Origin of the sequence: Oculatella sp. FACHB-28 (assembly GCF_014696015.1) — a bacterium.
Lineage (GTDB): Bacteria > Cyanobacteriota > Cyanobacteriia > Elainellales > Elainellaceae > JAAUTN01.
This window is the reverse complement of sequence record NZ_JACJPJ010000035.1, coordinates 18,269-43,104: the sequence shown is the minus strand read 5'-3', so window position 1 is coordinate 43,104 and position 24,836 is coordinate 18,269. Positions and strand designations below refer to the sequence as shown.

Below are 24,836 nucleotides of genomic sequence, written 5' to 3'. Positions count from 1 at the left end.
TGCGTTCTAAAAAGCTTTTGCTGGAGATGCTAAACAACTTCAATTATCTCACTCCACTTTCCGCCCTCAGTTCCTCTCCAACCCAATTTTAAAGGCGCAAATGGTTTAGGGCTGCTACATAACTAAGCTCCAGCAGGAACAGCAATGTTAGAGAAAAATTCGGGTACACCCTGGATGCCAGAGTTGAAATGAAACACAGCTCCAGCACCTGATCCCTCCTCGGCGCGGTTGTCACCTCCTGCAGTTGTGACATAAATGGTGATGTAGTCAGTGCCACCAAACGTGACGCTCGTGATCTTTTTGGCGGGAAACGGAATTCGGAGAACTTCGGTGCCATCAGGTGCATAGCGAAATAAATGTCCACCATCCCAGCGCGCTGACCACAAATAGCCTGCCGCATCTATAGTCATTCCGTCGGGAACCCCTTCTGATTCTGGTGTTTCAATGTGAACTCGCTGGTTGCTGATTGCACCAGTCGCCTGGTCGTAGTCAAACAGATAGATTTTTCGGGTGGGTGAGTCGGTGTAATAAAGCTGTTTTCGGTCTAGGGTAAAGCCCATTCCGTTAGAAACGCCGATACCCTCTAACAGTTTTGTTAAAGAACCATCTGGATCGAGCCGATAAAGCCGTCCTAAGCGATCGGGCGTTGGCATTGTTCCACAAAAGACGCGCCCGGCCGGGTCAGCAATCACGTCGTTGAAGCGGGTTTCTCGTTCTTCCTCTAGCTGCTCGATTATCGTTGTGATTTTACCGTTGTGCCAGCGGGCGATCGCCCCCCGTGCCTTAAACAACAACAGCGAACCATCCACTTGGATGGTGAGACCACCAACAGGCTCACCCTCATAAATCTGTTCACTGGTGTTAGTTATGGGATCATAGCGATACAGGTGACCCGCAGGAATATCTGTCCAATAAAGGCACTGCTCGATCGGGTGCCAAAGCGGACCTTCAGCATTTTCACATTGGCAGTCAACAAGAATGGAAGGAGTTTTCATAACAAGTGTTTAATGGGAACAACCGATGGGAGATTTGCGCCATGATTTCATCACGATGTGTCGTTTACTGTTGTGGCACACCTCTTTCACTCAGCAAGGCCATTCCATAGCAGGATGGCAATAGGAGCCCAAATTAGAGAACCTAGAATTAGTAAGCCTGAAAGCAAAGGCAATTTACTCCTTTCGCTTTTCAAAGCGCCCTAAGGGACGTAAGATCACTGAGTTCCCTAGAAGGGAAATTTCTGTTTGTCGTTTAGTCAAGTAGAAACACTGTGGAGAACCACAGTTAATGGCTTTAATCTCAAGATAGTTAAGAGATTAAACGGGTTGGCAAGAGCTGGTTTGAGATAAGTAATCCATCTAACTCACTTCTGCCAGGTTTTTCTACCGCTTTGAACGTTCCCCCCAATTTCTCGCTCTACGCTACAAACATATCCACTGATTAGCCTCCATCTCTAGGAGAGTCACATGAAAGATTTCGTCCTCGATGCCCCAAACGAAAACCGCTACACTTACTTTGTTGCTCACTACGGTAAGGACTTTCATAAGCAAACGGCCGTCCTAAATGTCAAGCATGACTTTAGTGATTCCATTCAAACCCTACATGTGCTGATTAGACATCGAATTAATGAAGTGTTAGGGGCAGACACTCCGTCTTGTTACCACATCTTGGCTCTTGCAGCCCCAGAAGCGATCCCCGTTTAGAACTGGGCAGCGCGTGCATCAGAAATCACAAAAGGGAAGAGGGAGGTAACGCCAACGCTGCCTCCCTCTTCCCTTTTGTGATTTATTTGATGGATTTTTTCAGGGCAATTCAGGGGTGGAGAAGGTGATTTCTTCAACCTCTCCGGGGTCGCCCATAGGTTGAGGTTGTTCTCCATTCCGAGACACCAAGACGGCACCCGCATCCCCTGTCCGAATCGTGATTTGCTCAGTTGCCTGCCAAAAGTGGCGATCGCCCGCTTGCATCACACCTTCATGCTCGATCACGCCGTCTACCGTTACTCTGACCCAAGCCTCATCCAGCAAAGAGAGACTAATAGACAAGGCTGAGTCAGCAGCACTGAGGGTAGATGAATCAGTCGTACATTGCCAAACATCGGTTCGACAGGTGATTTGCTCTCCCTCTAGCACGTCGCCCTGCTGTATGAGACGAGCCTCACCTAATAGAATCAGCAGCCCTTGGCTTTCGAGATATTGAACCTGTTCTGCAAATCCTTCTAATTGCCGTTCGGGATAGCTTAGGCGCACATTGCCAGTGGCAGTTAAAGTACCAGTGTCAGGGTCAATCTGCTGCACATCAGACTGCAAAGTGATCCCCAGTTCATCAGAGATGGGTTGGGCTAAAGTTTGGGCAATAGCAGGATGAGCGATCGCACCCAATGCGACGAAACCAACTAGGCATTGCAAAAACACGGGATGGGAAGTGAGGCACATAGAGGGCAACATTGGTATAACGACCCAGAAAAGTTGAATTGCACTCCGTGACTCAACGAAAGCATGGATGTTCCCAATGGGTATTAGGCTCCATTTCGAAAGGTGGGCTTTTGCGATAAAGGAAAGAAATTAGCTTTTGAAATGGCATTAAGCACGCCCTAAACCGAGCATGTCCGAGCCAATTTTTATGCAGGAACCTGCCGCACCTGTGCCTCAACCTTGAGCGTTAGTCTGCCTTTTTGCACATTCATCTCAGCCAAGCGGAGGGCAGTTCCCTCCAAGTCGAAATACGGCAAGCTTGCCCACTCCTGCATTTTTTGCATCATGGCGATCGTTACATCTAAAGCAATCCCTTCTCCAGCAGTACAGCGAAACTCATCTAACCGAATAGGCTGCTCATCTGTACGAGGGCTAGCAATCGAGCAAAAGCCAATCTGATGACTAGTATTTTTATCGTTGATTTGCATATTCCCGTCTATTCCTAGCTTCCCCCCTTCTAAAAGATGAATTTGCATCGGTAACTTGATCTCCAAGATCACGAGCCGGTCGGGCAGCTTTAGCTCTATTCGGGGAAATTGGCGTTGCACAAAATCTGAGTTGATAGCCTGATTAATATCTGCCTCATTTAACTCTAGCTGAACCGTCGTGTTGACCGGTTGGTTCAGCTTGACTTGCCCCAACAGCGCATCGAGTAAATCGACTGCAACATTGTCTGTTTGCAGTTCCAACTTTTGCACACGGATCCCTTCTTGCAACACCAAACCCCGTCCTTCAATTGAGACGGAATCTACTTTGCCTTGAAGGATTTGGAGAATGCTAGTTTGAATGTTTACATCTAAAGTTTCTGCTGCATTAAGCTGACTTGACAGACCTCTCTCTACTAGTTGTGAAACTGCCTGTTCTTCAAGGCTTGGATCGTTTGACATATTTGATTAACTCCTGGTGCTTCTATGAGCCACTTAAGTAACTAGACAAAATTAAACTCAGGTTTTCGTTAATTTCTATCCCTTTAGAAGTCACCATAGATGCTGATCTCTAGAAACGCCTCTATATCTTGATAGAAGCTGCTTAGAAGTAAAGTTGGGTATGTCCATTTTCTCCTACTGAGTAGGCATCTAGTAGAGACAGGACTTATCTAAACAGAAGGTGAAGCCGAGCATCTTTACGCCCACACGAGACTTAGGCGCATTTTAGGTGCTCCAATCGGAGCAAACATCCTCAAAGCTCGCTCTAGTTGCCCTTCCAGCGGGAGTTTTTGAGCGGTTTGGGTTTCTCTTCAAAGTGGGTTAGAGAAGACCAAAGGATTTTGAAGCACGTATCCCTCTGCTCTAAATAAGCAAGGTTTGTAGAAAAGGAAAACCCATGTGGGTGGAGTGCCGAATGATACGTCAAAGCTATGTGATATTTCTCAGCCCACGTCAATTATTACGTTCAAACTTAAGTTGTTTCCTTCATGCCAGGAAAAATAAGTTGTAGTGAGTCAATTAGCATTCCCTGATTAGCTGATTAAGTCGCTTTAAGAGAATTAAAATGATACGAGAAACACTTAACCAGGAGCAGTTGCTTCACCCAATTACTAGTTAAATTCGTCAATTGTTAAAATTGCCAGAAATCCTGACAACAACTGCTTAAGAAATTCGGTTTTTCTTGACACCGAGCGGGGCAAGGTTTACAGATTTGAGTCAGATGGCAGTAGGAAAGTGATTACCGAATCAATCCAAGAGAACCGCCTTCTTTATTGAATCAACGGTTTCCAGCTAAAGACATTCCTTCTCATGCTCGTGAGATGCTTATTGAAGTACGTCAGCGGGTCATTGTTGATGCGATCGCCTCTCCAGGAACACTCGAATGCAGCTGTCACAACATCGGTAAAAAATTTTAGAAATAGCGAAAATAGTTAGGGTGCGTTATTTGCGGAGGGTTGAGATTGGCTAAAACTAAGTATTGGAAAGACTTAACAGCAGCAGGCAAACCTCGGAAAGAGCCACACTTCCAGCCTTTAAATCAGGCGCAGGTCGCCTCAACTTCTCCTCTAAAGCGCCTGATTCACTATGGGCACGCCTACCGACGGCAGATCTGGCAGGCTTCGATTTGCTCTGTACTCAACAAGTTGTTTGACCTGGCTCCTCCTGCTCTGATCGGGATAGCGGTGGATGTTGTGGTTGAACAACAGGACTCTATGCTTGCTCGATTGGGGCTGGAGTCTGTATTTAGTCAGCTTTTGGCACTGACGCTGTTGAGCATGGTGATCTGGGGGCTAGAGTCGATCTTTGAGTATGCTTACGCTCGACTCTGGCGTAATCTAGCCCAGACGATTCAGCACGACCTGCGGCTTGATGCTTATCGCCATGTGCAAAACTTGGAGCTTTCCTATTTTGAGTCGCGCAGTACGGGCGGCTTGATGTCGATTCTGAATGATGACGTTAACCAGCTGGAGCGATTTCTAGACTTTGGGGCAAACGAAATTCTTCAGGTCACGACAACGGTAGTGATTATTGGAGCCGCCTTCTTTATCCTCGCGCCCAGTGTGGCATGGATGTCGATGCTGCCAATGCCGTTCATTTTGTGGGGGTCGGTTGCGTTTCAGCGTCTCCTCGCACCCCGATATGCCGATGTGCGGGAGAAGGTGAGTCTGCTTAACGGTCGGCTTTCTAACAACCTCAGCGGCATCACGACGATCAAGAGTTTTACGACGGAAGAATTTGAGATTCAACGCTTGTCCCTCGAAAGTGAGTCGTATCGGCAGAGCAACCGACGGGCGATCGCCCTTAGCGCGGCCTTTGTACCGCTAATTCGGATCATCATTCTGGTCGGATTCACAGCAACGTTGCTCTACGGTGGTTTAGAAGCCTCCAGAGGCGTAATTTCCGTGGGTACCTATAGTGTTTTAGTCTTCCTCACCCAACGCTTGCTGTGGCCGTTGACCCGTCTGGGCGAAACTTTGGATCAATACCAGCGAGCAATGGCTTCCACCGCGCGGGTAATGAATTTGCTCGACACAAAAATTGCCGCGCCACCTGGACACATTGCTCTACCGACTGATTCTGTTAAAGGTGAGTTGATTTTGCAGGATGTGAGCTTTGCTTACAGCGATCAGGTTCCCGTCATCAAACATCTATCGCTGCACATTCCGGCAGGCAAAACGATCGCCATTGTGGGCTCGACGGGGTCGGGCAAAAGCACCCTAGTAAAACTCTTGCTCAGGCTTTACGAAATTCAGTCTGGCTCAATTACCCTAGATAGCATTGAGTTACGCGAGCTGCAACTGCGCGATTTGCGACAGGCGATTGGGCTAGTCAGCCAGGATGTGTTTTTGTTTCACGGCACCGTCTGGGAGAACATCACCTACGGCACACCTAATGCTAGCCATACCGATGTAATTGCAGCGGCGGAAATTGCTGAGGCGCACGACTTCATTCAACGGCTGCCGCAGGGATACGATACGGTCGTGGGCGAACGGGGACAAAAACTATCCGGTGGGCAGCGGCAACGATTGGCGATCGCCCGTGCCGTTCTCAAAAATCCGCCAATCTTGATCCTGGACGAAGCTACCTCTGCAGTCGATAACGAGACGGAAGCCGCAATTCAGCGATCGCTAGAGCGCATCACTCAAAACCGCACAACGATTGCGATCGCCCATCGCCTCTCCACCATTCGCAATGCCGACTGCATTTATGTGATGGAATACGGGCGCTTAATTGAGCAAGGGCGGCACGAGGAACTGCTAGAGCGGCAGGGCATCTACGCAAGCCTTTGGCGGGTACAAATGGGCTTGAAGTAATCCCTGTCTCAATTCAGAGATTCAGTGCGACTTCTTAGAGAAGTCGCAGATCTGAGCGGACATATCTGCTGAGGTCTAGGTCGTTTCGCTATAGTTGGCTTGTTGCCGGATTGGAAGGCTGAAATGGGGCTAACAAACTATCAAATTAAGCTCCTGGCAGCCATTTTCATGGTGATTGACCATGTGGGGTACGTTTTCTTTCCAGAAGAGCCACTCTTTCGGATGGTGGGTCGCCTCAGCTTTCCGCTGTTTGTCTGGCTGCTGGTGCAGGGTGAGCAGTACACCCGCAATATCTGGCGCTACGGAGTCAGACTGCTCATTGCGGGAATCATTTCTCAACCGCTGTACTGGCTGGTATTTAACCAGCAGGACAACAGCCCGGATATCAATATTTTGCTGACCCTGTTGGTTGGTTTAGCTTGCCTTAGAGGTGCAAAGCTTGCGCCTGATTTAGCTTTCCCGATTTGGATGACGGGTGGGGCGATCGCCGAGTTTGCTCACTTCAACTACGGCATATATGGCATTGCGATTACCTGGATCATTGCCCAATTTCAGTCTCCGTTCAGACCCAAACCTCAGTCTCCTACCATTCCTTATCTCGCTTGGTGGGGTCTGTGGCTGCTGCCGCATTTGATTTTGCTAATCGCGGACTTTAACTTTGGCGTTTTTCAGTTTCCGGCGGTTGCCACTCCAATGATTTTTCAACTCGCGAACTACGAGCAGGGAGCTAAGGCAAAGTGGTTCTACAGCTTTTATCCGCTACATTTGTTGATTCTCTGGCTACTTCGGGATTGGCTAATGTAATACCAGTTTGAATTGAAGACGCAGCAATTCCTGTACGGGCTTGGCAATGCCAGACCCCTTCCAGATTGGGAACTAGGAATCTTATAGCAAGCCGTCTTGCTCGATTTCTTCAATCACCTGCAAGCCGCGAGGGTCGCCCACTTTCAACAGCGCAAGTTTGGCATCTTCCTGCACACCCAGTTCCTCGTCTTCGGCAAATGCTTCAAGCAGCGCATCGATTGCCGTCGCGTAAACCACGTTGGAGGGCAATTCCCGGCAAAGCTGACCGACTGACCAGGCACAATTGCTCCGCACGGCAGCTACGGGATCACGCCGCAGGGCTTCAATCAGCGGCGGAATGGACGTGATCATCGCCTCATAGCTAACATTTGCCATTTGCGCCAGAGAGCTTGCAGCCCAGAGCCTTACTGCCGAAATATCGGTCTTGAGTGCGTCAATTAAAGGTTCTAGAGAACGGCGATCGCGACAGTTTCCGAGTGCCCAAACGATTCCCTTTCTGACGTAACCATTCCAATCTTGCTGAAGTTGAGTAATCAACGGCTCAACCGCATCCGGACTGGGGTTTCTTCCCAAGCCATAGGCTGCACTGACTCGAATTAGCGGACACGCATCTGTCAACAGCTTCACCAACAGCGGAATTGCCCGCGCATCTTCCAGTTCACAAAAAGCTCGCGCAGCCAACATTCGCTGCTGATTTTGCGGAGCCTCTAGCAGCGCTAACATCGCTTCTGGGTTGGGTTTTTCTGCCTCTGTTTGATCATCGACCGAACCCATTTTGTCTAATGGGCTTTCTAGCTCGATCTCAGTGTCAAACACGGCTAGCTCATCGTCGTCATACATACTGTCAACTTTACCGCAAAGCGGTATTGCTTAAACCAAGAGGATATTTGATTAGGTTGTAGACCTTAATGAACCTTTACGACAGATTTTAGCTGCCAAGACTGGGGGTTAGAGTCGTATATTGGACGTAGGAGGAACTATCTCTCAATGCCTCTCCCCAGTGATCATCTTCCAGCTAACACTCGGTGCGGCTTCAATTGATTGACAATACCAGACCCCGCTTAAGTGCAGCAAGGCAGAGAAGCCGTTATGCAGCAAGCCGCCTAGCACCCTATGACTTGGATTTTGCCCAGAGTTTGGATTGATAGAGAAGACCATCAATGAGCATCGCTATTTCTGTGCTGGAAGAATTACTGCAAAGAATTCCGCGTTTGCGATCGCAGCTTTACTTTAAGTCATCCCTAACGGCGCTCTCGCACGCAATGGAAGATCAAGTGTTGGCTGGGTTAAATCGGCCCTTGGTCATTGCTAGTTTTCAGCGCGAGCGATTTTATCGTCAGGAGTCTCACCGCTACCTGCGAATTGCCGAACTCACACCGCAAGTTTATGTATTAGCGGCTCCTGAAACCAGTTTTACCAATGCCTCGAAAGGATATGAAACGATCGCCTTCGAGCCAGACGATCAGCTTAGTCAAGAGTGGCACCTGGTCGTAATTGGACAACAGTATGCAACCTGCCTGATCTGCCGCGAGCGTAAGGTAGCCGTCGTAGACGCTGAGTCGGCTGAGCCAATGCCGATGGATCAAACTCGCCGGTTTGAAGGAATTTGGACATTTGACCGACAGGTAAGCTGTACCGCAGCAAGCCTCTTGCTTGACCGAGTTTTAGAATATCGGCCTGAGTTAGCAGCCAAAGTTCAACAGGCAAAACAAGAATATCTGACCGAAGAGGTTTCATCGGGTTTGCAGGGCGTTGACCCCGATCCCTTTGTGCAACGATTAGTCACGTATTTGCAGGCGGGGCAATACAAGCTGCTCAAGGCCTACCGTTCGATTTCAGCACAGGAACGCAAAGAGCGATTGGTCAACTCAATCACTGCGGCGATTCGGCGATCGCTTGACCCTGAAGAGATTTTTACCGTCGCCGTCCAAGAACTGGGGCAGGCAATGGACGTGTGCCGCTGCATTCTCTACCGCTGTAAGCCAGCAGATACGTCCGTTATCGTGCAGCATGAATTTTTGGCGGCTCCGACCCTTAGATCTCTGTCCAATCAAACGCTGTCCTTGCAAAACAATCCGCTGTTTCAAGTAGTAGCTCAAAAGCGAGAACCGGTGTCCATTACCGACACTCAACAAGAAACAAACTACGACCTGACGCCGCTCAAAGACTGGATCGATCGCTGGCAAATTCGCTCGTGGGTGATGGTGCCCATTGTCTATCAGGGGCGATTGATGGGCATGGTCGAGCTACAGGGTTGTGCGCCGGAGCCGCATCTCTGGGAAGAAGACGACATTGCCATGGTGGAGGCGATCGCCACCCAGCTTGGAGTTGCCCTGATTCAAGCTGAATCTTACGCCAACCTGGAAGACCTCAACCAACAGCTAGAAGCACTAGAACGCACCCGCAGCAACCTGATCGCCATCACCGGACACGAACTGCGAACGCCTCTTTCAACCATTCAGGTTTGCCTCGAAAGCCTCGCTAGCGAACCCGACATGCCCTTGGAGTTGCGGCAGGTCATGCTTAGCTCCGCCCTCACCGACGCAGAACGGATGCGAAAGCTGGTGCAAGACTTCCTCACCCTATCTCGCCTAGAGAGCGGTCGGGTGGAATGGCACTTGGAACCCCTTGCCCTGGACGAATGTGTGGACTTAGCGTTAAGCAGCATTCGCACCCGCAAAACTAAAGAACATCTGCCCGACATCGAAGCTCAAGTGCCTGTAGAACTGCCGCTCGTTCGAGCAGATGGCGAATGGCTGGTAGAAGTCCTCTCGAAACTGCTTGACAATGCCTGCAAGTTCACTGAGCCAGAAGGACAGGTGTTAATTCAAGCAAAGCCGAATGGCGGTGACATGTTAGAAGTCACCATCACCGACACCGGACGCGGCATCGAACCCAATCGCTTGGAAGTCGTCTTCGATCGCTTCTATCAGGAAGAAGGAGCTTTACGCCGCACCGCTGGTGGCACCGGGTTAGGACTTGCTATCTGTCGCCAAATTATTTTGGGATTAGGCGGGAAAATCTGGGCAGAGTCAGCAGGACGAGATCAGGGCAGTCAGTTTCATTTCACCATCCCGATCGCTAAAGATAATTCTGAAGTCGCACCCGACACCAAAGCCTTGATTCGTCCCCCTGTCACCAGCAAAAACCGCCGAGGTCGCAGTCGAGCGACTTTGAGGTAGGGGTTTAAGTCCTACTCATTACCCTTTCCCAAATCCACTCTTTTTCGCCTTTTTGCCCTTCGATTTACTGGACTTATTCACCTCGATCATCGCAGCTTCAAATAGGTTGTGCAGGTGAATTGGGACGCTGGCGATTTCGGGAAGTTCTGGTTCGGTAGGCTTACCGTTTTCTCTTAGCAGGGCTGCTAAATCCTTTAACTGAAAGTCAGGACGGGCTAGTACGGTTTGCAAAACTTCCTCAAGCCGCTGGGGATACTGTTCTGCCAATTGCTGCCAGACAAAAAAGTTTGCTTCGGGAGCCTGTAAGTATTGGCGAACCAGCTTGCCAGTTCGTTCGTTCGTTTGCCAGTCCTCCGATTCCAGAATGGCTTTGAATTGAGTGTGATGCGGTAGGAACATTTGTCCCCATTTAGGATGGGCTAGTACCGTGACCTGTTCTGCTTTTTTCAATTCGTCGGGTAGTTGCACCTGGGGTGCTGCCATTTTGCCGCCTTTGCTGGCTAGCACTTTGGAAATTGTTTCTGCATCGGCTCCGGATTCCTCGGCGACAGCAGCCATTTCCTCTTCGTCAATTCCGGCTTCGGCAGCGAGTTCGGCTAACGATTTTGAGTCGTCAATACCAGCATCTGCCAGGAAGCGCTTGGAAAGGACTTCCCGAAATTCGCCCATTTGCTTGTTGAGCTGATAGCCAGGTAGGGTAATTTCCTCGCTGCCAAAAAAGTCCAGGAATGCCAGGTGATATTTTTCGACTGACTGCCATGCTTCTTCTAGCAAGTCTGGCGCATCGCCATAGAGGGACTGTTTGTGGTTGTCTTTGAAGTTGCCGATCGCCACTGCCAGTTTGGGTTTGCCTAGCTTTCCCAGAAGTGACAACGGCCCGGAGAAAATCCAGTCTGTTTCATTTAGGGGCGAAATCCGGGTCAGCACAATTTCCCCAGGCTTGAGACGGGCTAGTTCAGTGGTAGGGCGATCGCCCGTTGGTTTAACCGGATAATGCTTTTCAGTTAGCCAGTTCACTAGCTCAAAGCCATCTGGCATCACCTGTTCGACGGCAAATAAGCCAGTGAATGTTTTTTCCCAGCCCAGTACAAGCTGGCGATCGGCTTCACCTAAGTCAGGCTGATCTTCGATAAAGAGGGCGATCGGCGTTTTGTCGCCAACTCTGCCCTCGGTCAAAAACATATCGATAATCAGATCTTGCGAAACGCCTTTTCGCCGTGCCTGTTCTGCCGCATAGGTTTCTAGCGCTTCCGCCAGATCGCCTTCGGCATCCAGCACAAAATCCACCAACGCTTGCTTTAAAGTCTGAGCTTGTTCTAAAGTCGCGTTCACAGTTCAACCTTCGGCACAACGAGAATATAGTCACCTACTAAGGTAAGGGGTTAAGCCTGAAAGATTATGACTTTGCCTAAAATTTCTGCCTTACAGTAGAGTTCTGGGCTAAGAGTAGACTATGAAACCCACAATATTGGCGTATGGATGTATCCCTGGTTAATCCGGAGGCGATAACGCTACTCTCACAAGTGACCGGGCGTGATCTCAAACCACAAGATCTCAGCCCCACACTGCTGTTTTTGGCAGCACTGGTCACGGTGATGTTAGGCGTGATTGTCATCGATCGCAAAATAGACAGCGCCGAACAGCAGCGGCTGCAAGTGTTGCTGGAGTCTTTTGTTACGCCAGACCACAGCCTTTATCCGCTCATTCAGGAGATGATCCACGGGATTGAGCGGCAGCAAGTTTATCTCAACCCTCAGCAGGTCTTGAACCTGGCAACCCCCCTTTCAGAACCAGAACGGTTGCTGCTGATCGCACTGGGCTATGAAATGGCTGCTTCTGATGGTGAAGTGGATGCACGAGAGACAATGTATCTGAGAGCGATCGCCCATCGTCTTGATGTCCATGTCCGCCACATCAGCGCATTAGAAAACGGATTTAGCCACCAGGAAATTTCTGACCCTGAAGCCCTGATCCAAATCAGAGCCTTGCTCAATCCCAGTTTCTTTAAAACTGTGGAATTGGGCTTATCGCAAGTTGCCAACAATCTACTTGCTGCGTTGCCCACCCTTCCCAGCACAATGGATACGTAAACTTTTTGGCAAACGCAATTAATGCAAGTTGAATGGCAGGTCGCCAAGACCTACGAAGACATCCTTTATCACAAAACTGACGGCATCGCCAAAATCACCATCAACCGTCCCCATAAACGTAACGCCTTTCGCCCCAAAACGGTATTTGAACTCTACGACGCGTTTAGCAACGCCCGCGAAGACAGCCGCATTGGGGTTGTCCTGTTTACGGGCGCAGGGCCCCATACCGATGGCAAATACGCCTTCTGCTCTGGCGGCGACCAGAGCGTCCGGGGTGAGGGGGGCTACCTGGATGAGACAGGCGTTCCACGTCTCAACGTGCTGGATTTGCAGCGGTTGATTCGCTCGATGCCCAAAGTCGTGATTGCTCTCGTCGCGGGATATGCGATCGGTGGCGGACACGTGCTGCATCTGCTCTGTGACCTGACGATCGCTGCTGATAACGCCATTTTTGGTCAAACTGGACCAAAAGTCGGCAGCTTTGACGGTGGCTTTGGGGCAAGCTATCTGGCCCGCATCGTTGGTCAGAAAAGAGCCAGGGAAATCTGGTATCTCTGTCGCCAATACAGCGCCCCTCAAGCTGTGGAAATGGGACTGGTGAATTGCGTCGTTCCAATTGAGCAACTGGAAGCAGAGGGCATTCAATGGGCAGAAGAAATTCTGGAAAAAAGCCCGATCGCCATCCGCTGTCTCAAAGCTGCTTTTAACGCCGATTGTGACGGGCAGGCAGGGCTACAAGAGCTAGCAGGCAACGCCACGCTACTTTACTACATGACTGAAGAGGGAGCAGAAGGGAAGCAGGCATTTCTGGAAAAACGCAAGCCCGACTTTCGCCAATATCCCTGGCTGCCGTAGAGGAAGAATGACGGATGAAGCGGTACCTCTAAACAACCACAGCACCCTAACTTGTAGGTTGGGTGGAGCAAAGCGAAACCCAACACAGCCCATGCTCCTGTTAAGTTTCATGCCTGAGGGGTATTGAGGAAGCGACACGTCAATTTCTGTAAGGGCGCACTGCGGTGCGCCCCTACCCACATCTGCAACATCTTCAAATCAAATTGGTATCAGGTGAACCTTGTCCACCTGACTTCATTTCCTATCCCTCATCCTTGATCTTGATTGTTTGGACTTCCCTAATTGTCCGGTTGAGCGCCTGGTTGAGCGTCCGGTTGGGCGGGCGCGTTGCCCAAGGGAAGCAAATCTGGGTTGAGTGCAACGAGGGCAACGGGCAGGGCGAGAGCAACGCAAGCAATCACGGTGGTGAGGGTCAACCGCTTGCTCATCTGGCGAAGCTGTTTGTTTGTCTCCTGAGAAGAGGACTGAACGCCGCGCAGTTGGGTTTCGAGTTTGTCGAGTTTCTCAAAGCTGGCTGGATTTAGCCCTGCTTCGCGCAAGCGAGTAAGGTTGGCCCGCAGTTCGGTTCTGAGCCGCGCCTCAAATTCTTCCATCGGGGCGCGCATCGCTTCCCGCTGGTTCATCCATTCTTGCAGGATGGTGCCTAGCCGCCCTTCAACTTCTCGCTTTAGCCCGTTAATCTGCTTAGACACTTCAGAGCCCAGGGTGCGATCGGCGGTGCTGAGTTCTTCCTGGGCCTGCAATAGCTCGTTACGGGCTTGTTTCCAGCTTGCTTCGATGAGTTTCTCTAGCTCTGCCACTCGTTGGTCAGAACCGCCCTGAGTTTGAACGAAGGCTTCCAGGTTGGCTTTGGCTTCTTCGACCTGGTTTCTGAGTGCTTCATGGGCACGAGACAGTTCTGTAGAGATTTCGTCTCGCTGATTGGTCAAGTTGCGTGAAACGTCACCAAACCGTTCTTCTAACCGCTGAAGATGGATCACCTGCTCTGTGATGGATTGGTTGAGCTGGCGATCGCCCTCTCCTACTTCACCCCTAATCTGAGACAGTTCTTTGCGAATTTCGCTCCAGCCTGACCCAATCTCCTGCTCCAGGCTAGAAAAGCGCTGTTCTAGTTTTTGCTGTTGCTGAGTGACAGTACCCAACACGGCCCCGGCTTCACCCACCCGCGCTTTGAAATCTTGATAGGTGCGTGCCAGTTCTTCAAATCGTGCCTGTACTTGGGCTAGCCCGTCCAGTACGCCAAAGGATTGCTCGAGATGGCTTCGCAGTTCTGAAAGCTCTAACTCGACTTGCTCTAGCTCGTTTTTTTGATTTGCCATAATCATATTAAATTCCTCGCAGATCAGCGCCTTGTAGGTTGACGGGTGGGTGGGTAGGGGAATGGCAGGTTAGGAACAGGCTTACTGGCAAGGGGGCACTTGCGAATCGGACACTGCGGGTAGCAGCACCAACGGGGCTATCTTCTGCCGTTTTGCTGGGTGCGACCACCTGCATGGGCGATCGCGGGAACCATTGGCTCAAGCTTGGTGAGTCCCTGGCGTAGAACTTGCAGCTTGGGAGTGAGTGATCTACAGGTTTCGCTTAAGGTTCTTAGGCTCCTGATCTGCCTTAGCGCCGATAGGGTTCGATACTGAACGGAGTCTTGACCAAAGGTTTGGGCAGCTTCTTGGCTGAGAAATACCATCCCTGCCTCGTTGTTCCAGGGACTTCCGGCTTGCGATAGCCAGCCAAATGCCTCCTCGGACTCCAGTTTTGCCCCCTCCCGGTAAAACAGCAGCAAATGTTCAGCAGGTAGCCCTTGGCGAATTCCTTCTTTAAAGCCAAACCGCAGATACTGCATTGCAGAAGACCGCTGTTCTGGGTCTTGAGCCGCCCGACTTCCGGCTAACGCTCCAGATAGGTAAAGCGTCGCCAAGTTAGTTGGGGAACTTCTCAAGTGATGGCTTAGGGTGTTGAGCAGTTCGGTGGCTGCCCCCTGCTCCTTTGTCCGCTCGACCACATCTGACAGTGCAGGCGGGTCAAAACTTTGCAGCAGCAGCAGCAACTCCGTCTCTGATAAGACAGCTTGAGTTGACTCAGGTGCAGGAGGGGGAATGGCAACGTCTTCCTCTTCCTTCCGGGACATCATCTTCTCAAACAGCCCCGGACTCATCTGACCATAGCCCCGATGAGCAGATCGAATCGCAGCCGCTAAGTCTTCTGCGCCCGTATCTTTAAGCAAGTAGCCCTGTGCACCTGCACTGAGAGCCGCTTTGAGATATGCGCCATCGTCATGGCCACTTAGCACCAAAACCTTAACGCCCGAAAATCTCTGGCTGATCAATCGCGTTGCGGCAACGCCGTCCAGTCCTGGCATTTGAATGTCAATCAACACCACATCGGGTCGCAGAGCTGCAACTTGCTCGATTGCGGTGTACCCATCTGCGGCAATGCCAACGACCTGAAAGTCTTGTTGACGGTCAAGTAAAGCTTTCAACGCCTGGCAGATGATAGTTTGGTCATCGACTAGCAAGATCCGAATCATGCGCTGAATCTTGGATTTTTCATGAGGTGCGATCGCGGTAAACAACCTGCCCAAGCCGATAGGGAACCTGTGCAGCAAATTCGCGGGGTCAAAGGCACCCCCTGATATCCTTAATCAGTCAAATAGGATGGGATCAGAAAATTCTCTGAAGGAGAAATAATAGGGGCTAGAGAACAACAAAGGCTAGGAATGGGAGTAACCATCTCGACCAGTTAGCAGGCTGAGTTTGAAACGAGAAACCTTAGCTATAGCCCCTAGCCACTCCTTCCGGCAGTCCCATCACGGCACGATAGCGAATCTCCATCTCTTCCATTGTTTTAGATTTGCGGTTAGTGCGCCATTCACTGTGGTCAAAGAGAGCTTGTCTAAGCTGATTGACATCGATAGTCGTAACTTTACCGTCAGCGATAATCTGTTTGCCATCTACCCAAGCGCTACTGACTGCTTGCACGGGACGCCCCAAAACCAGCAGTCCAATTGGGTCGGTGCGGGGCAGTAGGGAAAGATTGGTCAGGTCGTACAGCACCAGGTCTGCTTTTTTGCCGACCGTGAGCGTTCCTAGTTGGTCGCCCATATTGAGTCCGGTTGCGCCACCGAGGGAGGCAATTTCGACCGACTCGCGGGGTGAAATCCAGTGGCGGTAGTCCATGTCGGTGATGTTGTGCAGGATGGAGCCGATTTTGATGGCTTCGAGCAAATCTTGCGAGTCGTTGCTGGCTGAACCATCACAGCCAAAGGCGACATTCACATCTGCCTGCCGATATTTGGGAATGGGAGCAATGCCGCTGCCCAGACGCAAGTTGCTGAGAGGGTTGTGGACGACGGTGGATTGAGTCTCTGCCAGGATGCTGATATCTCTGTCATCGAGCCAAACGCAGTGTGCTAAAGAGGTGCGAGGGCTGAGGTAGCCAATGTGCTTCAGGTGTTCGACAGCAGTGCAACCATATTTTTCTTGCGCCAGAATTTGCTGGGCTTTTGTCTCAAGTAGGTGGGCGTGGCGGCAAAGGTCGTGGCGATCGCTCAACTCAGCACAGCCTTCAAACAGCGCATCTGAGCAGAGTTGAATTCCCGTTGGCGCAACCATAATGCTGATGCCTTCAGCGGGACGGTGAAATTTCTCCACCGCATCTTGAACTAGATCGAGCGTGGCTTGGGTGGTGCGAAGGTAGGGTTCATGTTTGACTTCTTCGCCACCCGTGGGAACGCTTGCCCCCAACGATTCATCCTGAATCAGCGGACCAACAAAGGCTCGAATGCCGACTTCTCGGTAAGCTCGTACCGCAGCGGCAATTGTTTCCGCCTCCTGTCCAGGAATTAGCACCAGATGATCGACGACGCTGGTGCCGCCAGAGAGCAGCGTTTCAACTGCTGTGCCGAGGGCGCTAAGGTAAATTTGTTCGGGGTTTAGCGGCGTGAAGTCGTAGAGTTCGGCAATCCAAAGTTCTAGCGGTCGGGGTGGAATGATGCCCCGCTGCCACATTTCTGAGGAGTGGGTGTGAGCGTTGACAAATCCAGGAAGCAGCAGTTTGTTGCGTCCGTCGATCAGGGTTCCAGTTGGTTCCAGGTTCGGGCCAATTTGAGTGATGCGATCGCCCTTAATCTGCACGTCAACCGTTTCATAACCCTGCTCAGTTGGAATCAGAACATTTTGAATTGTAAAACTCACGATTTCTATCCTTTGCAGCAAATTTTGAAAAGAGTTTCAGGGGGAAATTCTTTCAGGGAGGAACAATCTTAAGGAGCAATAACAATGCGTTGCTAACTCCCTATTTCAGGATAGATTGTACATTCGTAAACCTGATTTCGATGTAGCAGGCTTGGCTACTGGTGGAGATTGTCCCAAACCTCGTGACCTCGCTCAAGAATTCACGGTTTAACTCTTTAGGCAGAGGTAGGTCAAGAAGTGCCCCTCAATACTGAAGCCAGCCCGGTTTTGGTTTACCACAGAAGGTTCAAAGGCTCAGTTCTGATTCTCAACGGCTTACAGATTTCACTCTTAATTTTGCCCATTTTGCAATCTTCATAGCTCTTGACTCGAACGACCTATGACTCAACTCCGGACTCTGGGTGTCGCGCCTAATGCTTGGTCGGTGGATGCTGCAACCGCAGACATTACCCGTCCGCCCCTGCCACCTAGACCGATCACATTGGCGACTGATACGAAGACCCTGCGGCTAGATTTAGCAAAGGCGGCAATCGCTATCATCGATATGCAAAACGACTTCTGTCACCCTGACGGTTGGCTAGCGCATATTGGTGTCGATGTCGCTCCCGCGCGTGACCCGATCGTTCCGCTCAAAACTCTGGTGCCAGAACTTCGGCAGGTTAGTGTACCAATTCTCTGGATTAACTGGGGCAACCGCCCTGATTTGCTCAATATCAGTGCCGGACTGCGTCACGTTTACAACCCAACGGGAGAAGGTGTTGGTCTAGGCGACCCGCTTCCCACAAATTCGGCACCTGTTCTAATGAAAGACAGTTGGGCAGCGGCTGTGGTAGACGAGCTAGAGCAAAAGCCTACCGATGTGTACGTCGATAAGTACCGTATGAGCGGCTTTTGGGACACGCCGCTAGATAGCATTCTGCGAAACCTGGGTCGAACCACAATTTTCTTTGCCGGAGTCAATGCTGACCAGTGCGTCATGGCAACCTTACAGGATGCCAATTTCCTCGGCTATGACTGCATTTTGCTACGCGATTGCACCGCCACCACCTCTCCCGACTACTGTTTCAAAGCGACCATTTATAACGTCAATCAGTGCTTTGGATTCGTCAGCGATTCTGAAACTTTACTAAAAGCGATCGGTTAGAAACACTCACTACTCCCGGAGGAATCTCATGGATTCTGCTTGTGTTATTCCGGTTTATAAATCTCCCAAAGACTACCAGGCCTTTCGGATCAGCCCTCACGACAGCAATCGATTGGCGATCGTATTTGACCCCACGATCGCCAACATGTCTTTAACCTATTGCGTAGAAATCTTTGACGTAGGCGGCAAAACACCTCCCAACCGACATCAGCTTGCAGTTGAAATGTTCTTTGTCCTCAAGGGCGAAGGGCTCGCAACCTGTGATGGCAAAACAGTATCGATTCGAGCAGGAGACAGCGTCTTAGTGCCGCCTACCGGAACCCATGTGCTGGAAAACACAGGTTCCGATCGCTTGTACACTCTATGCATTATGGTGCCGAATGAAGACTTTGCTGAACTGATTCGCAGCGGCACTCCAGTTGAGCTAGACGCAGAAGACATGGCAGTTTTAAGTCGCTCTGATGCATTGGTGCCGCGCTAAAAAACGTAAATCAATTAGCCTGCTGTACGGGCTTGGCAGTGCCAAGCCCCTAGCCTAAGTGCTGTACCCTATTGAATTCATGCTCCTAGTTCGACAAAAACAAACTGCATCCATGCTGACCCGCGATGGCGTGCAGCTAGATGCAGATGTTTACTACCCCGATGCTGAGGGGGAGTTTCCCGTGCTGCTAATGCGACAGCCCTATGGACGGGCGATCGCCTCCACAGTGGTCTATGCTCATCCCACCTGGTATGCCGCTCACGGCTACATCGTTGTGATTCAGGATGTGCGGGGACGAGGCACTTCAGAAGGAGTGTTTGACCTATTTGCCTGCGAGGTCGAGGACGGAGGCGACACGGTCAACTGGGCAGCGACACTCCCAGGCAGCACCGGGCAAGTGGGAATGTACGGCTTTTCCTATCAGGGAATGACTCAGCTTTATGCGGCTGGTAGTTGTCCCCCCGCCCTAAAAACCATCTGCCCTGCGATGATTGGCTACGACCTCTACACAGATTGGGCTTATGAAGGAGGAGCCTTTTGCCTCCAAACAAATTTAGGCTGGGCAATTCAGCTTGCGGCTGAAACTGCTCGACTCAAGGGCAATGAGGAAGCGTACCTGACCCTTTACGGAGCCGCCCGAAATCCTCCATTACCCGATCCGGTTGACGTTCGCTCTGAATTGCTCAAGCAACTTGCTCCAGATTCCTATTACCACACCTGGCTAGATCATCCCCAGCGAGATGAATATTGGGAAAACCTTTCACCTGGACGTTATTTGAGTGATGTAGACATGCCAATGCTGCACATCGGTGGCTGGTTTGACACCTACATGCGCGGAACGCTCAGGTTTTACCGGGAAATGGCTGCTCGCAGTCAGTTTCCGCAGCATCTTTGGGTTGGTCCTTGGGCACACCTCCCCTGGGGTCGAAAAGTCGGAGCAGTTGACTATGGCGCAGAGGCAGCGAATCCAATCGATCGCCTACAAATTCGCTGGTTTGACCAGTTTCTCAAAAGCATCGATACGGGGCTGTTAAACGAGAAACCTGTTCACCTGTTTGAACTGGGGAGTCATCAGTGGCGAGCGCTCCCAAAATTTTCCGCTGCTAGCCAACAGCCCTACTTCCTCCACAGCACCGGACTTGCCAGCATGAGCGACCAGGAAGGCAGTCTGGACAAAGCACCCCCTACAGCCGATTCACAGGATGTCTTTGTTCATGACCCCTGGCGACCCGTACCGTCTGTCGGGGGACACGCTGCATTTCCAGCAGGCTCATTCGATCGCTCAGCAGTCGATTGCCGGACTGATGTTGTGACCTATACAACGAAGCCTTTGGATGAGGATTTGTATTTAATGGGGGAGGCGATCGCCCAACTCTACTGCACTGCTGATGCTCCCAGCTTCGACCTCTGTGCCGTCCTATCCGAAGTTCATCCCAACGGTAGCGCCTTCAACCTGGCTCAAGGCTACCTGCGAATCGACTCAAGCCCAGATGATGCCACTCCAAATTTCACCAGGCCATTCCAGATCATCTTGCAACCTATCTGCGCTCAAATTGCTAAAGGAAACGCTCTACGACTCAGCTTCAGTGCCGCCTGCTTTCCTGCTTACGCTGTCAATCCCGGTACAGGCACGCCACCCGGTGACAGCCAGCTCATAGACGCTCAAATCATCACGCTATCTATATATAGTGGCAGCAACCACCCATCACAGGTGCTTTTACCTGTTACCGCCGCACCTTTAGCAGCAACGCTTAATTCAGTTTTAGTTTGAAGCCCTATTTGAACTCTTAGATTCTCAACTGGTTGTCCAGTCAATTTGAGTGAAAATTCCGAGTTGAACGAAAGTCCCAAGGAAACCAAAATGCAGCTCAGCAAAAATTTTGAGAAGGAACTTCAGAGTATTACTGAATTTTGGTCACCTAAAATTGTTGGTCAGGTTAACGACCAGTACATTAAGGTCGCGAAGCTTAAAGGTGAACTGGCTTGGCACAAGCATGACCACGAGGACGAAATGTTCCACGTGGTCAAAGGGCATTTAGTGATTCAGTTTGAAGATGGTGTAGTCGAACTTGAAGAAGGCGATTTCTGTGTGGTTCCCAAAGGGATGATGCACAATCCGGTCGCTGAGGACGAATGCTGGATTGTCCTAATTGAAACCGTAACAACTCAGCACACGGGAGATATCGAAACTCCGTTAACCAAGACAATTGAGCAACAGCTTGCCCAAATATAGCTGGAAATCGCAGAACAGCAAGCCTAGGCGGAGCTCAGTAGGGCCAGATGGTGGAGAGGTTGTGGAGCGATCGCCCCATCACCCAACCCCCGATCCCCAATTCTCAATCCCCTAAATAATTCCTTAAGTATTGTTACCAGCGAGTGATATGATCGATCGTGTTCCGCACTCGTAAAGCCAGTTCTCTGAGCTAAGTTCTAACCTGTGAACTCGCCAGAAAGATCCCTAGAAACCGCTCCTGATCAAGGAGACACCCCATCTGGTGGTTTGCCGCCAGATCCAAATTCCTCAATGCAGGAATACATCAAGCTTCAACAAGATTTGTTGAAAGTGATCCTCGTTCTCACTGGGATAATTTTTATCTCTGTATGGATTTTCTATTCCCTAAACATTGCTCTGAATTATCTGATCGGAGCGTGTACGGGTGTGGTTTACTTGAGGATGTTGGCTAAAAACGTTGAGCAGCTTGGCAGAGAGAAGCAGCGCCTGAGTAACACCCGGCTTGCCCTTCTGATTCTGCTGATTCTAGTGGCATCGCGCTGGGATCAGCTTCAAATCATGCCTATTTTTTTAGGATTTCTGACTTATAAAGCTGGGCTCATCATTTACGTTCTGCGAACATCGGTTGTGCCTGATCCAAACTAGGTCAGGCGAGTCTGGTACTCCACAATTCTCTGGGGAAACCTTGCGAATGGAAATGCTGAATTCTCTAAGTGCCTTCACCTCTTTTCCCCTGGCTGAGCTAGAAGTTGGTCAGCATCTTTACTGGCATATCGGCAATCTCAAAGTACACGGGCAGGTATTTCTTACCTCCTGGTTTGTGATTGGCGTTCTGGTCATTGTTTCACTCCTCGCAACGCGAAATCTTCAACGAGTTCCATCAGGAACCCAGAACTTGATGGAATATGCGTTGGAATTTATTCGAGGGCTGGCAAAAGATCAGATTGGTGAAAAGGAGTATCGCCCTTGGGTTCCCTTTGTTGGCACGCTGTTTTTGTTTATCTTCGTCTCAAACTGGTCAGGCGCTCTGGTGCCCTGGAAATTGATTGAGCTACCCGAAGGTGAACTGGCTGCGCCGACAAGCGACATCAATACGACGATCGCCTTTGCGCTGCTAACTTCCCTGGCTTATTTCTATGCTGGGTTCAGTAAGAAAGGGTTGGGCTATTTCGGTAACTACGTGCAGCCTGTACCTTTCATGCTGCCCTTTAAAATCATTGAAGATTTTACCAAGCCTCTTTCCCTTAGTTTCCGTCTGTTTGGCAACATCCTGGCAGATGAACTAGTGGTTGGAGTGCTGGTTCTCCTCGTGCCTTTGTTTGTACCGCTGCCAGTAATGGCCTTGGGTCTCTTTACCAGTGCAATTCAGGCACTCATCTTTGCGACCCTGGCGGCAGCCTACATCGGAGAAGCGATGGAGGATCATCATGGTGAGGGTCATGAGGAACACTAGTCTCCTCAGTTGCTTGTAAGGCTCTGCTGTAGCAGTTGGGTAACCCAACGCTTAGCAACCTGCATCCAGCGTGAAATGCGCTGCTCGTTCGTTGACGCACATCTGTTTAATTTGTACTCAAGGTAAGGAAAACATCATGGATCCATTAATTGCCGCTGCTTCTGTTATAGCTGCTGCTCTGGCTGTTGGTCTGGCTGCGATCGGTCCTGGTATTGGTCAAGGTAATGCAGCCGGTCAAGCTGTAGAAGGTATTGCTCGTCAGCCCGAAGCAGAGGGCAAAATTCGCGGTACGCTGCTGCTCAGTTTGGCGTTCATGGAAGCGTTGACGATTTACGGTCTAGTCGTTGCTCTCGTGCTGTTGTTTGCTAACCCCTTCTCCTAAGCTTGGGGCTCTGGGTAGAGGCACACGTCTCTACCCATTCGCTTTGCTTAGAGAAGCTTTTCTCAAAAGTAATTGGTAGACATGACAGCCAATTTGTTGTCTGACCCCCACTTGGAGTTTTAGGAAACTGGGGCACTGAATATGAGTTATTGGACGATTCTGCTTGCTGTCGAGGCTGCCGCTGAAGAGGGAGGAGGCGGACTGTTTGACATAGATGCAACCTTGCCGCTGATGGCGGTACAGTTCCTCATTCTGGTTGCCATTCTCAATGCCATTTTTTATAAGCCGCTTGGGCAGGCCATTGATGGACGTGACAGCTACATCCGTACTAACTTGACCGATGCTCGTGAGCGGTTGGCAAAGGCAGAGCATTTAGCGAAGCAATATGAGCAGGAGTTGGCAGAAACCCGCAGACAGTCTCAAGCGGTAATCGCAGCGGCTCAAGCGGATGCTCAAAAGATTGCTGCTACCAAGATCGCCGAAGCCCAGCAGGAAGCTCAGGCACAGCGTGAACAGGTGCAGCAGGAGCTAGACCAGCAAAAGCAAGCGGCGATGCAATCGCTTGAACAGCAGGTAGATGCACTTAGCCGCCAAATTTTAGAAAAGCTTTTAGGCTCATCGGCAGTGGGCTAGGTTCGGTGTAAGGTCGAGCAGATTAGAGAAGGAATCATGGGGACTTTGTTATTTTTAGCAGCCGAGGCTGGGGCGATCGCCAACGATTTCTCGGAAGCGGCCGAAGAAGGTGGATTCGGGTTAAATTTCAACATTCTGGATACCAACCTAATTAACCTGGCGATTATCCTGGGAGTGTTGTTTTACTTTGGTCGCGGATTTATAGGAAAGATCCTGTCAGAACGCCGCGAAAAAATTGAGACTGCCATTCGAGATGCAGAAAAGCGGAAGAAAGATGCAGCCTCAGCCCTAGCAGATCAGCAGCAAAAGCTAGCTCAAGCGCAGACTGAAGCCACCCGCATTCGTGCTGCTGCTGAAGAAAGCGCCAAGAAGGCAAAAGAAGCGGTCTTAGTCCAGACTGAGCAAGACATTCAGCGTATCAAAGCCGCTGCCGCGCAAGACCTCAACTCGCAGCAAGAGCGGATCATCGCTGAACTGCGTCAACGGGTCGTAGCACTGGCCTTAACGCAGACTGAATCTCGTCTCAAGTCTGACTTGAATGAAAATACGCAGCAGCAGTTGATTGACCGCAGCATCGCTATGCTAGGAGGAGAGTCGTGAAAGATACGCTAGTGATGGGAGGAATCCTGGAGCCGTATGCCAAAGCACTCATGGCGGTAGCTCAATCAAATGACTTAACCGACCGCTTTGGTGAAGACGTTGCCTACTTGCTCAGTCTGCTAAACGAATCAGAAGAGTTACGCCAGTTTTTGTCTAGCCCACTAACCAAGCCAGAAGCCAAAAAAGGGGTACTAGAACAGCTTGCTGGAGAGCAGGTTCATCCTTTTATGCTGAACTTCCTCAGAATTCTGGTCGATCGCGGTCGTGTTCTTTTCCTGGAGGGAATCTGTAAGCAATACCAGGTACTCCTGCGCGAACTGAAGCAAACCGTTTTGGCAGAAGTCATCTCGGCGGTAGATTTATCAGAAGCTCAGGAAGAGTCCGTTCGTCAAAAAGTTTTGACCTTGGTCGGCGCACAGCAGGTTGAGCTAGAAAAAAATATCGACCCTGATCTAATTGGCGGTGTCATCATTAAAGTTGGCTCCCAGGTGATTGATGCTAGCCTGCGCGGGCAATTAAGAAGAATTGGGCTTCGCTTGAGTAGCGCAACGTAAGCGCGCAAATCGACTCCTTTCA

General features: G+C 50.5%; 25 protein-coding genes. 17 read left to right on the top strand and 8 right to left on the bottom strand.

The genetic code is table 11. The features are described from left to right. Positions 1 to 122: 122 nt before the first annotated feature. Positions 123 to 995, bottom strand: coding sequence for an SMP-30/gluconolactonase/LRE family protein (locus H6F88_RS02680; protein WP_190641197.1), 873 nt, complete (start codon positions 993 to 995; stop codon positions 123 to 125). Positions 996 to 1,463: 468 nt separating this feature from the next. Between H6F88_RS02680 and H6F88_RS02675 the strand changes: the two genes are divergently transcribed. Continuing rightward, complete coding sequence (locus H6F88_RS02675; protein ID WP_190641196.1) at positions 1,464 to 1,700, top strand: hypothetical protein; 237 nt, start codon at positions 1,464 to 1,466, stop codon at positions 1,698 to 1,700. 99 nt (positions 1,701 to 1,799) lie between these two features. On the opposite strand, the gene H6F88_RS02670 is transcribed toward H6F88_RS02675, so the two are convergent. Both H6F88_RS02670 and H6F88_RS02665 read right to left on the bottom strand, forming a co-directional pair. Next, on the bottom strand, positions 1,800 to 2,444 hold the full coding sequence (locus H6F88_RS02670) for a RodZ domain-containing protein (RefSeq protein ID WP_206756420.1): 645 nt from the start codon (positions 2,442 to 2,444) through the stop codon (positions 1,800 to 1,802). A 173-nt stretch (positions 2,445 to 2,617) separates the two neighbouring features. After that, positions 2,618 to 3,358 (bottom strand): DUF2993 domain-containing protein, encoded by a 741-nt coding sequence (locus H6F88_RS02665; RefSeq protein WP_190641194.1) that lies wholly within the window; start codon positions 3,356 to 3,358, stop codon positions 2,618 to 2,620. A gap of 812 nt (positions 3,359 to 4,170) precedes the next feature. Here H6F88_RS02665 and H6F88_RS02660 point away from each other — a divergent pair. The 3 genes from H6F88_RS02660 to H6F88_RS02650 all read left to right on the top strand — a co-directional run bounded on the left by H6F88_RS02660 (position 4,171) and on the right by H6F88_RS02650 (position 7,017). Beyond that, the gene (locus H6F88_RS02660; RefSeq protein ID WP_190641193.1) at positions 4,171 to 4,314 is read left to right on the top strand and encodes a hypothetical protein; all 144 of its coding nucleotides are present in this window, start codon (positions 4,171 to 4,173) and stop codon (positions 4,312 to 4,314) included. Positions 4,315 to 4,473: 159 nt separating this feature from the next. After that, positions 4,474 to 6,213, top strand: a complete 1,740-nt coding sequence (locus tag H6F88_RS02655; protein ID WP_190641423.1) for an ABC transporter ATP-binding protein — start codon at positions 4,474 to 4,476, stop codon at positions 6,211 to 6,213. 123 nt (positions 6,214 to 6,336) lie between these two features. Next, entirely contained in the window at positions 6,337 to 7,017 is a 681-nt protein-coding gene (locus H6F88_RS02650; protein ID WP_190641192.1) for a TraX family protein, read from the top strand. Positions 7,018 to 7,098: 81 nt separating this feature from the next. Here H6F88_RS02650 and H6F88_RS02645 read toward each other — a convergent pair whose 3' ends face one another. Beyond that, a complete protein-coding gene (locus H6F88_RS02645; RefSeq protein ID WP_190641191.1) occupies positions 7,099 to 7,857 on the bottom strand; it encodes a HEAT repeat domain-containing protein in 759 nt (252 codons plus the stop codon). 320 nt (positions 7,858 to 8,177) lie between these two features. Here H6F88_RS02645 and H6F88_RS02640 point away from each other — a divergent pair, with 320 nt between their 5' ends. Further along, a complete protein-coding gene (locus tag H6F88_RS02640; RefSeq protein WP_190641190.1) occupies positions 8,178 to 10,199 on the top strand; it encodes a DICT sensory domain-containing protein in 2,022 nt (673 codons plus the stop codon). A gap of 18 nt (positions 10,200 to 10,217) precedes the next feature. On the opposite strand, the gene H6F88_RS02635 is transcribed toward H6F88_RS02640, so the two are convergent. Beyond that, positions 10,218 to 11,531, bottom strand: a complete 1,314-nt coding sequence (locus H6F88_RS02635; protein WP_190641189.1) for a hypothetical protein — start codon at positions 11,529 to 11,531, stop codon at positions 10,218 to 10,220. A 143-nt stretch (positions 11,532 to 11,674) separates the two neighbouring features. Here H6F88_RS02635 and H6F88_RS02630 point away from each other — a divergent pair, with 143 nt between their 5' ends. Together H6F88_RS02630 and menB are read left to right on the top strand one after the other, a co-directional pair. Further along, on the top strand, positions 11,675 to 12,289 hold the full coding sequence (locus H6F88_RS02630; RefSeq protein ID WP_190641188.1) for a TerB family tellurite resistance protein: 615 nt from the start codon (positions 11,675 to 11,677) through the stop codon (positions 12,287 to 12,289). A 21-nt stretch (positions 12,290 to 12,310) separates the two neighbouring features. Further along, positions 12,311 to 13,144: a 1,4-dihydroxy-2-naphthoyl-CoA synthase gene (gene menB, locus H6F88_RS02625; RefSeq protein ID WP_190641187.1), complete on the top strand. Its 834-nt coding sequence runs from the start codon at positions 12,311 to 12,313 to the stop codon at positions 13,142 to 13,144. A gap of 278 nt (positions 13,145 to 13,422) precedes the next feature. Here the strand turns inward: menB and H6F88_RS02620 are convergent, their stop codons facing one another. The 3 genes from H6F88_RS02620 to H6F88_RS02610 form a co-directional block, all read right to left on the bottom strand. Then, on the bottom strand, positions 13,423 to 14,463 hold the full coding sequence (locus H6F88_RS02620; RefSeq protein ID WP_190641186.1) for a hypothetical protein: 1,041 nt from the start codon (positions 14,461 to 14,463) through the stop codon (positions 13,423 to 13,425). Positions 14,464 to 14,600: 137 nt separating this feature from the next. Further along, positions 14,601 to 15,722 carry a response regulator transcription factor gene (locus H6F88_RS02615; RefSeq protein WP_242043534.1) on the bottom strand — a complete coding sequence of 374 codons (1,122 nt, stop codon included), beginning with the start codon at positions 15,720 to 15,722 and terminating at the stop codon, positions 14,601 to 14,603. 187 nt (positions 15,723 to 15,909) lie between these two features. Next, on the bottom strand, positions 15,910 to 17,334 hold the full coding sequence (locus tag H6F88_RS02610) for an amidohydrolase family protein (RefSeq protein ID WP_190641185.1): 1,425 nt from the start codon (positions 17,332 to 17,334) through the stop codon (positions 15,910 to 15,912). 379 nt (positions 17,335 to 17,713) lie between these two features. Here H6F88_RS02610 and H6F88_RS02605 point away from each other — a divergent pair, with 379 nt between their 5' ends. The 10 genes from H6F88_RS02605 to atpH all read left to right on the top strand — a co-directional run bounded on the left by H6F88_RS02605 (position 17,714) and on the right by atpH (position 24,814). Further along, the gene (locus H6F88_RS02605) at positions 17,714 to 18,478 is read left to right on the top strand and encodes an isochorismatase family cysteine hydrolase (protein ID WP_190641184.1); all 765 of its coding nucleotides are present in this window, start codon (positions 17,714 to 17,716) and stop codon (positions 18,476 to 18,478) included. Positions 18,479 to 18,506: 28 nt separating this feature from the next. Then, the gene (locus tag H6F88_RS02600; protein ID WP_190641183.1) at positions 18,507 to 18,959 is read left to right on the top strand and encodes a cupin domain-containing protein; all 453 of its coding nucleotides are present in this window, start codon (positions 18,507 to 18,509) and stop codon (positions 18,957 to 18,959) included. 79 nt (positions 18,960 to 19,038) lie between these two features. Beyond that, positions 19,039 to 20,730 carry a CocE/NonD family hydrolase gene (locus H6F88_RS02595; RefSeq protein ID WP_190641182.1) on the top strand — a complete coding sequence of 564 codons (1,692 nt, stop codon included), beginning with the start codon at positions 19,039 to 19,041 and terminating at the stop codon, positions 20,728 to 20,730. Positions 20,731 to 20,820: 90 nt separating this feature from the next. Then, complete coding sequence (locus tag H6F88_RS02590; protein WP_190641181.1) at positions 20,821 to 21,192, top strand: cupin domain-containing protein; 372 nt, start codon at positions 20,821 to 20,823, stop codon at positions 21,190 to 21,192. A 204-nt stretch (positions 21,193 to 21,396) separates the two neighbouring features. Beyond that, positions 21,397 to 21,837: an ATP synthase subunit I gene (locus H6F88_RS02585; RefSeq protein WP_347277332.1), complete on the top strand. Its 441-nt coding sequence runs from the start codon at positions 21,397 to 21,399 to the stop codon at positions 21,835 to 21,837. A 52-nt stretch (positions 21,838 to 21,889) separates the two neighbouring features. Next, positions 21,890 to 22,645 (top strand): F0F1 ATP synthase subunit A, encoded by a 756-nt coding sequence (gene atpB / locus H6F88_RS02580; protein WP_190641180.1) that lies wholly within the window; start codon positions 21,890 to 21,892, stop codon positions 22,643 to 22,645. A gap of 136 nt (positions 22,646 to 22,781) precedes the next feature. Next, entirely contained in the window at positions 22,782 to 23,027 is a 246-nt protein-coding gene (gene atpE / locus H6F88_RS02575) for an ATP synthase F0 subunit C (protein ID WP_190641179.1), read from the top strand. 141 nt (positions 23,028 to 23,168) lie between these two features. After that, a complete protein-coding gene (locus H6F88_RS02570; RefSeq protein ID WP_190641178.1) occupies positions 23,169 to 23,660 on the top strand; it encodes a F0F1 ATP synthase subunit B' in 492 nt (163 codons plus the stop codon). A 36-nt stretch (positions 23,661 to 23,696) separates the two neighbouring features. Next, positions 23,697 to 24,260, top strand: coding sequence for a F0F1 ATP synthase subunit B (locus tag H6F88_RS02565; protein ID WP_190641177.1), 564 nt, complete (start codon positions 23,697 to 23,699; stop codon positions 24,258 to 24,260). Beyond that, positions 24,257 to 24,814, top strand: a complete 558-nt coding sequence (gene atpH / locus H6F88_RS02560; protein ID WP_347277333.1) for an ATP synthase F1 subunit delta — start codon at positions 24,257 to 24,259, stop codon at positions 24,812 to 24,814. The genes H6F88_RS02565 and atpH overlap by 4 nt, the downstream gene beginning before the upstream one ends. Positions 24,815 to 24,836 lie beyond the last annotated feature (22 nt).

Coding starts and splice junctions, on each gene's coding strand:
- H6F88_RS02675 (WP_190641196.1), top strand. CDS start 1,464: ATGAAAGATTTCGTCCTCGATGCCCCAAACGAAAACCGCTACACTTAC.
- H6F88_RS02630 (WP_190641188.1), top strand. CDS start 11,675: ATGGATGTATCCCTGGTTAATCCGGAGGCGATAACGCTACTCTCACAA.
- H6F88_RS02665 (WP_190641194.1), bottom strand. CDS start 3,358: ATGTCAAACGATCCAAGCCTTGAAGAACAGGCAGTTTCACAACTAGTA.
- H6F88_RS02680 (WP_190641197.1), bottom strand. CDS start 995: ATGAAAACTCCTTCCATTCTTGTTGACTGCCAATGTGAAAATGCTGAA.
- H6F88_RS02590 (WP_190641181.1), top strand. CDS start 20,821: ATGCAGCTCAGCAAAAATTTTGAGAAGGAACTTCAGAGTATTACTGAA.
- H6F88_RS02645 (WP_190641191.1), bottom strand. CDS start 7,857: ATGTATGACGACGATGAGCTAGCCGTGTTTGACACTGAGATCGAGCTA.
- H6F88_RS02650 (WP_190641192.1), top strand. CDS start 6,337: ATGGGGCTAACAAACTATCAAATTAAGCTCCTGGCAGCCATTTTCATG.
- H6F88_RS02620 (WP_190641186.1), bottom strand. CDS start 14,463: ATGGCAAATCAAAAAAACGAGCTAGAGCAAGTCGAGTTAGAGCTTTCA.
- menB (WP_190641187.1), top strand. CDS start 12,311: ATGCAAGTTGAATGGCAGGTCGCCAAGACCTACGAAGACATCCTTTAT.
- atpE (WP_190641179.1), top strand. CDS start 22,782: ATGGATCCATTAATTGCCGCTGCTTCTGTTATAGCTGCTGCTCTGGCT.
- H6F88_RS02670 (WP_206756420.1), bottom strand. CDS start 2,444: ATGTTGCCCTCTATGTGCCTCACTTCCCATCCCGTGTTTTTGCAATGC.
- H6F88_RS02640 (WP_190641190.1), top strand. CDS start 8,178: ATGAGCATCGCTATTTCTGTGCTGGAAGAATTACTGCAAAGAATTCCG.
- H6F88_RS02595 (WP_190641182.1), top strand. CDS start 19,039: ATGCTCCTAGTTCGACAAAAACAAACTGCATCCATGCTGACCCGCGAT.
- atpB (WP_190641180.1), top strand. CDS start 21,890: ATGCTGAATTCTCTAAGTGCCTTCACCTCTTTTCCCCTGGCTGAGCTA.
- H6F88_RS02605 (WP_190641184.1), top strand. CDS start 17,714: ATGACTCAACTCCGGACTCTGGGTGTCGCGCCTAATGCTTGGTCGGTG.
- H6F88_RS02565 (WP_190641177.1), top strand. CDS start 23,697: ATGGGGACTTTGTTATTTTTAGCAGCCGAGGCTGGGGCGATCGCCAAC.
- H6F88_RS02600 (WP_190641183.1), top strand. CDS start 18,507: ATGGATTCTGCTTGTGTTATTCCGGTTTATAAATCTCCCAAAGACTAC.
- H6F88_RS02570 (WP_190641178.1), top strand. CDS start 23,169: ATGAGTTATTGGACGATTCTGCTTGCTGTCGAGGCTGCCGCTGAAGAG.